The sequence below is a fragment of the Ectobacillus sp. genome, assembly GCF_056992975.1.
The window spans coordinates 1-8,520 of the sequence record NZ_JBXKMX010000004.1; the positions used below are offsets into that span (position 1 = coordinate 1).

Here is an 8,520-nt window from a genome sequence, read left to right on the forward strand (position 1 = left end):
CAGGAGAAAGTTTCATTTTCACTCCACGCTCACGAAGTTCCTGAGATGGTTGAATGAACGTACGTCCAACATACCGATTTTTAATCATTCCAAGTTCATATGGAATGCCGGAAGCTTCTGCAAAGCCTATTGCAGCTGAAATACTAGAATCTGGTACTCCTGTTACTACATCTGCTTCAACTGGCGCTTCTTTCGCTAGTTGTTTTCCCATACTTTTCCGCGCTGCATGTACGTTAATACCATCAATGTTGCTATCCGGACGTGAGAAATAAATATATTCCATACTACAAATTGTATGCTTTTTCGGTTCTGCAAACCGATGAGCCTCTATACCATTATCTGATATTGCAAGCATTTCACCTGGTTCTACATCGCGAATATATGTCGCTCCAACGATATCTAAAGCACACGTTTCAGAAGCGACAACATATGCATCATCTAATTTGCCAAGTACAAGAGGACGAAATCCATTTGGATCAAGAGCTGCGATCATCTCTGTATCAGTCATGATAAGGAATGCGTATGCGCCTTGTAATTTATTTAGCGCAACCTTTACTCGTTCTACTAATGGAAATTCACTATGACGTTTTAGTAAGTGCGCAAGTACTTCTGTATCCGATGTTGTTTGAAAAATACTTCCTTGCAATTCAAGTTCTAATTTGATTCGATTTGCATTAACAAGATTCCCGTTATGTGCAAGTGCAAGACTTCCTGTCAGAGAACGGAAGAGTAGAGGCTGTACATTTTCATAACCTCCACCTCCTGCTGTCGCATAACGAACATGGCCAATAGCGGCATCTCCGCATAACTTATCAAGCTCTCCGTTTGAGAAAACGTCTGTAATTAAGCCAAGGCCCTTATGTCCTTCTAGCTTTTTACCATCATTAACAACAATTCCTGCACCTTCTTGACCACGATGCTGTAAGCTGTGCAATCCATAATACGTAATTTGTGCTGCATTACGGTGACCCCAAATCCCAAACACACCACATTCTTCATTCAAGCCTTTTATTTCAGCAAGCATGGAATTGCTCCTTTCCAAGCATCTACCATTTCATTTACGAATGCATCTACAAGGGTTTCTTCTCCCTTTGTAATCGTAAGTTTTGCAGCATTTGTAACTTCGCCAATTAGATTTGCTTCTACGACCTTTTCAAACGCTTCTTTGTTTTCAGCTTTAACCGATACAACAAAGCGAGATTGTGACTCAGCAAATAATTCTGTTACTGCTTCGCCCTTCACCTGAACTGTTGCACCAAGTGCCTTAGCACCAATCAGTGATTCTGCAATCGCTACAGCAAATCCACCTTCTGCAATATCATGTGCAGATTGAACGAGACCTGCTTGAATCGCTGCAAGTAATTGCTGTTGTCTTGTTGCTTCCACTTTTAAATCTATGCTAGGAGATGGGCCTGAAATTCTGCCATCCACCATTTTTTGCAATTCACTACCGCCAAACTCTTCTTTCGCTTCACCGATTACATAAATAAGATCGCCAGCTTGTTTAAACTCTTGTGTTGTCACATGTGCAATATCATGAACAAGTCCGACCATACCAACTGTTGGTGTTGGATAAATAGCCTCGCCGCTTCGTTCATTATAGAGAGACACATTCCCACCAATAACTGGTGTTCCAAGTTCTATACAAGCTTCGCTCATACCATCTGCAGATTTCTCAATTTGCCAGAAGATTTCTGGTTTTTCTGGGTTTCCGAAGTTTAAGCAGTCCGTAATGGCAAGTGGCTCAGCACCAGAGCATACGATATTACGCGCAGCCTCTGCCACAACAATTTTTCCGCCTACTTCTGGATTTAAGTAAATATAGCGAGAATTACAGTCCGTTGTCATGGCAAGTGCCTTCTTCGTACCACGAACGCGAACAACAGCAGCATCCGATCCTGGCATAACAACTGTATTCGTACGTACTTGTTAATCGTATTGATCATAAATCCACTCTTTGCTTGCAATCGTAGATTGACTTAAAAGAGCAAGTAATGTTTCTTTATAATCTTTTACGTTTGGAGTTTCGATCGTCATTCCTTGGAACTTCGCAAAGTATGCGGGCTCTTTAGAAGGCTTATGATAAACAGGAGCTTCCTCTGCAAGTGCATCTACCGGAACTTCTGCCACCTTTTCTCCTTTATGGAACAGACGCAGCATTTTATCATTTGTTACTTTTCCTATTGCAACTGCCGCTAAATCATATTTCTCAAACAACTCGACAATTTCTTGTTCGCGGCCTTTCTTAACAACGATCAACATACGTTCTTGCGATTCAGAAAGCATCATTTCATACGCTGTCATACCTGTTTCACGCTGCGGAACATCATCTAAATACATTTCAAGTCCCATGCCAGCTTTACTTGCCATCTCTGCAGCTGAAGATGTTAGTCCCGCTGCTCCCATGTCCTGAATACCGACAAGAGAGTCAAAATGAACAAGCTCAAGGCAGGCTTCTAATAGTAGTTTCTCCATAAATGGATCCCCTACTTGTACTGCAGGACGCTTTGATTCAGATTCAGTAGATAGTTCCTCTGAAGCAAATGTAGCACCATGGATTCCATCGCGTCCCGTAGAAGCACCTACGTACATAACGGTATTACCTTCGCCGTGCGCCTGTCCTTTTTTAATATCACTATGGTTAATAAGACCTACACACATTGCATTAACTAACGGATTTCCTTCATAGCATGGATCGAATTGTACTTCTCCCCCTACAGTTGGAATTCCAATGCAGTTTCCGTACCCTGCGATACCTGCAACCACTTCTTCAAATAAATATTTCACGCGCGGGGAAGTAAGCTCTCCAAAGCGTAAAGAATCTAATATAGCTATAGGACGCGCACCCATGGAAAATACATCGCGAATAATTCCACCTACACCAGTTGCAGCTCCTTGATAGGGTTCAATTGCTGATGGATGGTTATGACTTTCAATTTTAAATACGACCGCTTGTTGATCGCCAATATCAACGATACCAGCCCCTTCACCCGGCCCTTGCAAAACTCGTTCGCCGGAAGTTGGAAACTTGCGAAGCACTGGCTTCGAATTCTTATAGCTACAATGCTCAGACCACATTACAGAGAACAATCCAGTTTCCGTATAGTTTGGCTTGCGGCCAATAATTTTCTTTACCATTTCAAATTCTTCGTCTGAAAGCCCCATCTGTGCGTAGAGTTTTTGTTCTTGAATTTGCTCTGGACTCGGCTCATGCTGTAACATTATGTGTTTCCCTCCAAGCTTTTAAAATTGATCGAAATACTTTCAATCCGTCATCTCCGCCTAAAAGCACATCAACAGCACGTTCTGGATGCGGCATCATGCCGAGAACATTACCTCGTTCATTCGTAATTCCTGCAATATCTGAAATGCTTCCATTTGGGTTGTCCACATAACGGAACGCAATTTGATGATTTTCTTCAAGTGTTTTCAACGTTTGTTCATCACAATAATAGTTTCCTTCGCCGTGAGCAATCGGAATTTGAATAATCTCTCCTACTTCATATTCCGATGTAAAGAGCGATGTATTTTCAACACGCAATGCTACTGTACGACACATAAACTTTAAGTTCTCATTTCGCATTAAAGCCCCAGGCAAAAGGCCTGCTTCCACTAAAATTTGAAATCCATTACAAACACCAAGGACTGGCTTTCCTTCATTCGCAGCTTTGATGACTGCATTCATGACGTTTGAAAACCGTGAAATAGCTCCGCAACGAAGATAATCGCCATACGAAAATCCACCTGGAAGAAGGATTGCATCGTACCCATCTAAACTCGTTTCATCATGCCAAACATATTCCACTTCTTCGCCTAGTTCATCTTGAATCGCATGATACATATCTACATCACAATTTGATCCTGGAAAAACGATTACGGCAAATTTCACTGCGTAACTACCTCCTCGATTTCATATCGGTAGTCTTCAATAACAACATTCGCTAATAGTTTTTCGCACATTTCTTTCACCATGCTATCCACATCAGCGGCTTTGTCATCAATTACAACTTCCATATATTTTCCGATTCGTACATCCTGTACGGAGGTAAAGGACAAGCTATGCAACGCATTCTTCACTGCTGTTCCTTGTGGATCTAATACGCTCTCACGAAGTGTTACATATACCTTTACTTTATACATGTGAAACTCCCCCTAATCGTTTTAAGATTTCTTTATAAGCGTCCGTCAAGTTTCCAAGGTCTCTGCGGAATACATCTTTATCAAACTTTTCATTCGTTTCTTCGTCCCATAAACGACAAGTATCTGGAGAGATTTCATCGGCAAGAAGTAATTCGCCTTCCTTTGTCATCCCAAATTCTAATTTGAAGTCTACTAATCTGATCTTGCAGCTTGCAAAGTGTTTCTTCAATACTTCATTCACACCTAATGCTAACGTACGAAGTTGTTCTAATTGTTGCGGCGTTGCAACATTTAAAACGCGAATATGATCTTCTGTTACAAGAGGATCGCCAAGGTCATCATCTTTATAATAAAACTCTACAATCGGAGCTTCTAACGGGGCTCCTTCTTCTAGTCCAAGACGCTTTGCAAAGCTTCCAGCAATTATATTACGAACAACCACTTCTAAAGGAACGATCGTGACTTTCTTTACAAGCTGCTCTGTATCAGAAATTTTTTCAATAAAGTGGCTTGGAATACCTGCATCCTTCAGCTTAGTAAAGAGCAGCGTAGTAATTTCATTATTTAAATTCCCTTTACCAGCAATTGTAGCTTTCTTTTCTCCATTAAAAGCAGTAGCACTATCTTTATATTGAACCCATACGACATCTTCTTGTTCAGTACGGTACATAATTTTTGCTTTTCCTTCATATAACTGCTCTAGCTTTTGCATGTCATAAGCCCCCTGGTTTTTTAATAATTATGAATCCTCTGATTACATGAAAGGCACAGAATTTCAGTCTGTGCCTTTATTTAATTAGTTTAAGCCAAGTCGTTTGAAAATCGTATCAACATGACGAAGATGGTGCTCATAATTAAAGCATTCGTCAATTTCTTCTTGGGATAGCATACTCGTAATGGTTTCATCGGCTTCCACAAGATCCTTAAACTGAACTTGCTTGTCCCATGCTTCCATTGCTTTCGGTTGAACAGTGTCATATGCTGCCTCACGCACCATTCCTTTATTGATCAAGGAAAGCATAACGCGTTGGGAATAAATAAGTCCAAATGTGCGAGTCATATTACGTTTCATATTTTCAGGGAAGACCGTTAAATTCTTCACGATATTTGCAAAGCGATTTAACATATAGTTCAGCGCAATCGTAGCATCTGGTAATATCACGCGTTCTGCAGAGGAATGGGAGATATCACGTTCATGCCAAAGTGGAACATTTTCATATGCTGTTTGCATAAAACCACGAATCAAACGTGCCATACCAACCATATTTTCTGAACCGATTGGGTTACGTTTATGAGGCATTGCAGAAGATCCTTTTTGTCCTTTTGCAAAGAATTCTTCTACTTCACGTGTTTCACTCTTTTGCAATCCACGAATTTCAACAGCCATTTTTTCAATGGATGTCGCAATTAAAGCAAGTGTTGCCATGTAATGCGCATGACGATCACGTTGCAACGTTTGTGTAGAAATAGGGGCAGCTTCAAGACCAAGTTTTTCACACACATATGCTTCAATAGAAGGATCAATATTGGCAAACGTACCAACAGCACCAGACATCTTACCAACGCGAACGCCATCAGCGGCTTGCTTGAAGCGCTCCAAGTTCCGTCTCATCTCTTCATACCAAAGTGCTAGCTTTAATCCAAATGTCGTTGGCTCTGCATGTACACCGTGCGTACGACCCATCATTACCGTATATTTATGTTCATTTGCCTTATTCTTTAACACTTCGATAAAAGCAGTAATATCTTTTAATAAAATATCATTTGCTTGCTTAAGTAAAAATGATAATGCTGTATCTACTACATCAGTTGATGTTAATCCATAGTGTACCCATTTCCGTTCTTCACCTAGTGTTTCTGAAACGGCTCTTGTAAATGCCACTACATCATGGCGTGTATCTTTTTCAATTTCATAAATACGATTAATATCGAAAGTAGCGTTCTCACGAAGTTTCTTCACATCTTCTTTCGGAATATCACCAAGCTCAGACCAAGCTTCGCAAGCAAGAATTTCGACTTCTAGCCAAGCGTTAAATTTATTTTCTTCTGTCCAAATTGCTCCCATTTCTGGGCGTGTGTAGCGATTAATCATCGTTTTCCCTCCAACCATTGTTCTTCGCGTTCCCAAATGCGAAGTAAACGTGCTTTGTCCATAGCTTCGTTTGTATCTTGCGCTAGAATATTAAGGTGCCCCATCTTCCGTTTGACCTTAGCCTCTGCCTTTCCGTACACATGCAACTTGCATGAGGAAAGTTGGTTAATCTTATGAAAGACTTCTTCTATATGTTCTCCTAAAATGTTAAACATGACAACCGGTTTTAACAAAGAAGTTTCTCCAAGTGGCCATCCGCAAATAGCAAGGATATGCTGTTGAAATTGACTTGTCTCACAAGCATCCATCGTATAATGACCAGTATTATGCGGTCTAGGAGCTAACTCATTAACAAAGATATGCTGATCTTGCGTTACAAACATCTCAACCGCTAAAATCCCGATTAAGCCAAGCTCATTCGCAAGCGTTTCCGCGCACGAAACAGCCTGCAATTGAACCTCGTCGGAAATACGAGCGGGAACAATAGATGAATGCAGGATATTTTCAACATGAATATTTTCTGCTACCGGAAATACACTTGTCTTACCATCAATCCCTCTTACTACAATTACAGAAACCTCTTTTTCAAATGGAACCCAGTCTTCTAAAATACATTCACGCTCTGCAATAAGCTGCTTTGCTTCTACTAAATCTTCTTCACTTCGAAGTACAACCTGCCCTTTCCCATCGTAGCCCCCTGTAGTCGTCTTTAACACACAAGGATAAGAAAAGTCTTGAACACCTCGGAGTAAATCTTCCTCTTGCTGAATAAGACGAAACGCTGCAACCGGAATACCCGCATTCATAATTGCATTTTTCTCGGTATATCGATTTTGCGTTACATGTAGCAAGTGGCTCCCTTGAGGCAAATAGGCATTCTCCTCAATCCACTGCAAACAATCATAATCAATATTCTCAAATTCATATGTGATTACGTCACTAACGTTTGCTAGCTTCTCGATTGCCTTTCTATCATTATAGGCAGCAACGATTTCAATGTCTGCTACCTGTGCACAAGGAGAATTAGGTGTTGGATCCAGTACAGCAATACGAAATCCCATCTCTTTAGCAGAAAGAGCCATCATTCTACCAAGCTGACCGCCACCGATAATCCCAATCGTTTGACCAGGAACAATCATCTTCTTCTTCATAGTTCACTGTCCTCTAATACTTTTCGTTTCATTTCGTCACGTCGCTTTTCTAACGCATTATAAATCGTATCATCAAAAGCCCCTAGCATTTCAGCAGCTAGTAAACCAGCATTGACAGCTCCAGCTTTTCCAATTGCAACCGTAGCAACAGGAACACCGCCTGGCATTTGCACAATGGACAATAAAGAATCCAGCCCATTTAACGCTTTCGACTGAACAGGAACGCCAATAACAGGTAGCGTCGTTTTTGCTGCAATCATACCAGGCAAATGCGCCGCGCCTCCTGCCCCAGCAATAATCACCTTCAGCCCTTTATCACGAGCAGTTTCAGCATATTCAAACATATAATCTGGTGTACGATGTGCTGAAACAACCTTCTTCTCATAGGGAATAGCAAGTTCATCTAACACATCACACGCATGTTTCATCGTTTCCCAATCCGATGTACTTCCCATAACAACTCCGACTACTGCCACTGCTCATACCTCCTGTCCTATAAAAAAATGCCCAAGCAGAACACAACCCCATACTTAGGGAAAGCATTCTACTCAGACATACTACTCTCGTACAAACGAACCTAAGCTGAGTAACTTTCCCTCATAGTCCAACGATTTACGGTCATTAGGTAGAAACTTGCGAGCCATATCCTCGCTATTATATGAGGCGTTCGTATTTAAATTATCCATCGCTATAATATCAAATTCATGTTAGAAGTGTCAATAAAAATCGAACGTTTGCAGAAACAAACAACAAAATCATTCGTATTTCACAAATTTGACAATCTCTTTACCCATAAAAATTCCATTAGGAAATTTTTTTATATTAAGATAATACTAACAATAGAATATATTGACAGAAAAACCATGATACGAGTATCATATAAGTATTATTCATATGTCAAAATTCGCTAATAGACTACTCGTTTCGCTATTATATCCTTTGTATTCTTCAAGTTTAATATTCAAATTTACAGAATGGGTGGAAATTATATGGTACTTGACGGAATGATTATCTCAATCATTGTAGGTTTTATAAGAAGAGGAAGTTTAAAGGAATTAGCTAACTTACGAATTAAAGGCGGTTTAATCTTTCCTATTCTATTCGTATTTGAAATACTAATTTTTATCTTTCAAAATC

General features: G+C 40.3%; 7 protein-coding genes, 1 pseudogene and 1 riboswitch. All 8 genes and pseudogenes read right to left on the reverse strand.

All coding sequences use genetic code 11. The features are described from left to right. On the reverse strand, positions 1-1,024 hold a 1,024-nt coding region (gene purF / locus AC11ZT_RS00130), incomplete at its 3' end, for an amidophosphoribosyltransferase (protein ID WP_484057671.1). Next, a pseudogene (gene purL / locus AC11ZT_RS00135) lies at positions 1,009-3,225 on the reverse strand (phosphoribosylformylglycinamidine synthase subunit PurL). The gene purF and the pseudogene purL, both read right to left, overlap by 16 nt. Beyond that, positions 3,209-3,889 carry a phosphoribosylformylglycinamidine synthase subunit PurQ gene (gene purQ, locus AC11ZT_RS00140; RefSeq protein ID WP_484057672.1) on the reverse strand — a complete coding sequence of 227 codons (681 nt, stop codon included), beginning with the start codon at positions 3,887-3,889 and terminating at the stop codon, positions 3,209-3,211. Before purQ ends, purL begins: the two are co-directional and overlap by 17 nt. Further along, positions 3,886-4,140, reverse strand: coding sequence for a phosphoribosylformylglycinamidine synthase subunit PurS (gene purS, locus AC11ZT_RS00145; protein ID WP_484057673.1), 255 nt, complete (start codon positions 4,138-4,140; stop codon positions 3,886-3,888). The genes purQ and purS overlap by 4 nt, the downstream gene beginning before the upstream one ends. Next, the gene (gene purC, locus AC11ZT_RS00150; protein ID WP_484057674.1) at positions 4,133-4,852 is read right to left on the reverse strand and encodes a phosphoribosylaminoimidazolesuccinocarboxamide synthase; all 720 of its coding nucleotides are present in this window, start codon (positions 4,850-4,852) and stop codon (positions 4,133-4,135) included. The genes purS and purC overlap by 8 nt, the downstream gene beginning before the upstream one ends. Positions 4,853-4,936: 84 nt before the next feature. Then, complete coding sequence (gene purB, locus AC11ZT_RS00155) at positions 4,937-6,232, reverse strand: adenylosuccinate lyase (RefSeq protein WP_484057675.1); 1,296 nt, start codon at positions 6,230-6,232, stop codon at positions 4,937-4,939. After that, the gene (gene purK, locus AC11ZT_RS00160) at positions 6,229-7,383 is read right to left on the reverse strand and encodes a 5-(carboxyamino)imidazole ribonucleotide synthase (protein ID WP_484057676.1); all 1,155 of its coding nucleotides are present in this window, start codon (positions 7,381-7,383) and stop codon (positions 6,229-6,231) included. The genes purB and purK overlap by 4 nt, the downstream gene beginning before the upstream one ends. Further along, positions 7,380-7,838, reverse strand: a complete 459-nt coding sequence (gene purE, locus AC11ZT_RS00165) for a 5-(carboxyamino)imidazole ribonucleotide mutase (RefSeq protein ID WP_484057677.1) — start codon at positions 7,836-7,838, stop codon at positions 7,380-7,382. Before purE ends, purK begins: the two co-directional genes overlap by 4 nt. Before the next feature lie 125 nt (positions 7,839-7,963). After that, positions 7,964-8,065: riboswitch (purine riboswitch) on the reverse strand. Positions 8,066-8,520: the final 455 nt, after the last annotated feature.

Bases quoted from the DNA above. Each gene is read 5' to 3' on its own strand.
- purE (WP_484057677.1), bottom strand. From the start codon at position 7,838: ATGGGAAGTACATCGGATTGGGAAACGATGAAACATGCGTGTGATGTG.
- purS (WP_484057673.1), bottom strand. From the start codon at position 4,140: ATGTATAAAGTAAAGGTATATGTAACACTTCGTGAGAGCGTATTAGAT.
- purC (WP_484057674.1), bottom strand. From the start codon at position 4,852: ATGCAAAAGCTAGAGCAGTTATATGAAGGAAAAGCAAAAATTATGTAC.
- purK (WP_484057676.1), bottom strand. From the start codon at position 7,383: ATGAAGAAGAAGATGATTGTTCCTGGTCAAACGATTGGGATTATCGGT.
- purB (WP_484057675.1), bottom strand. From the start codon at position 6,232: ATGATTAATCGCTACACACGCCCAGAAATGGGAGCAATTTGGACAGAA.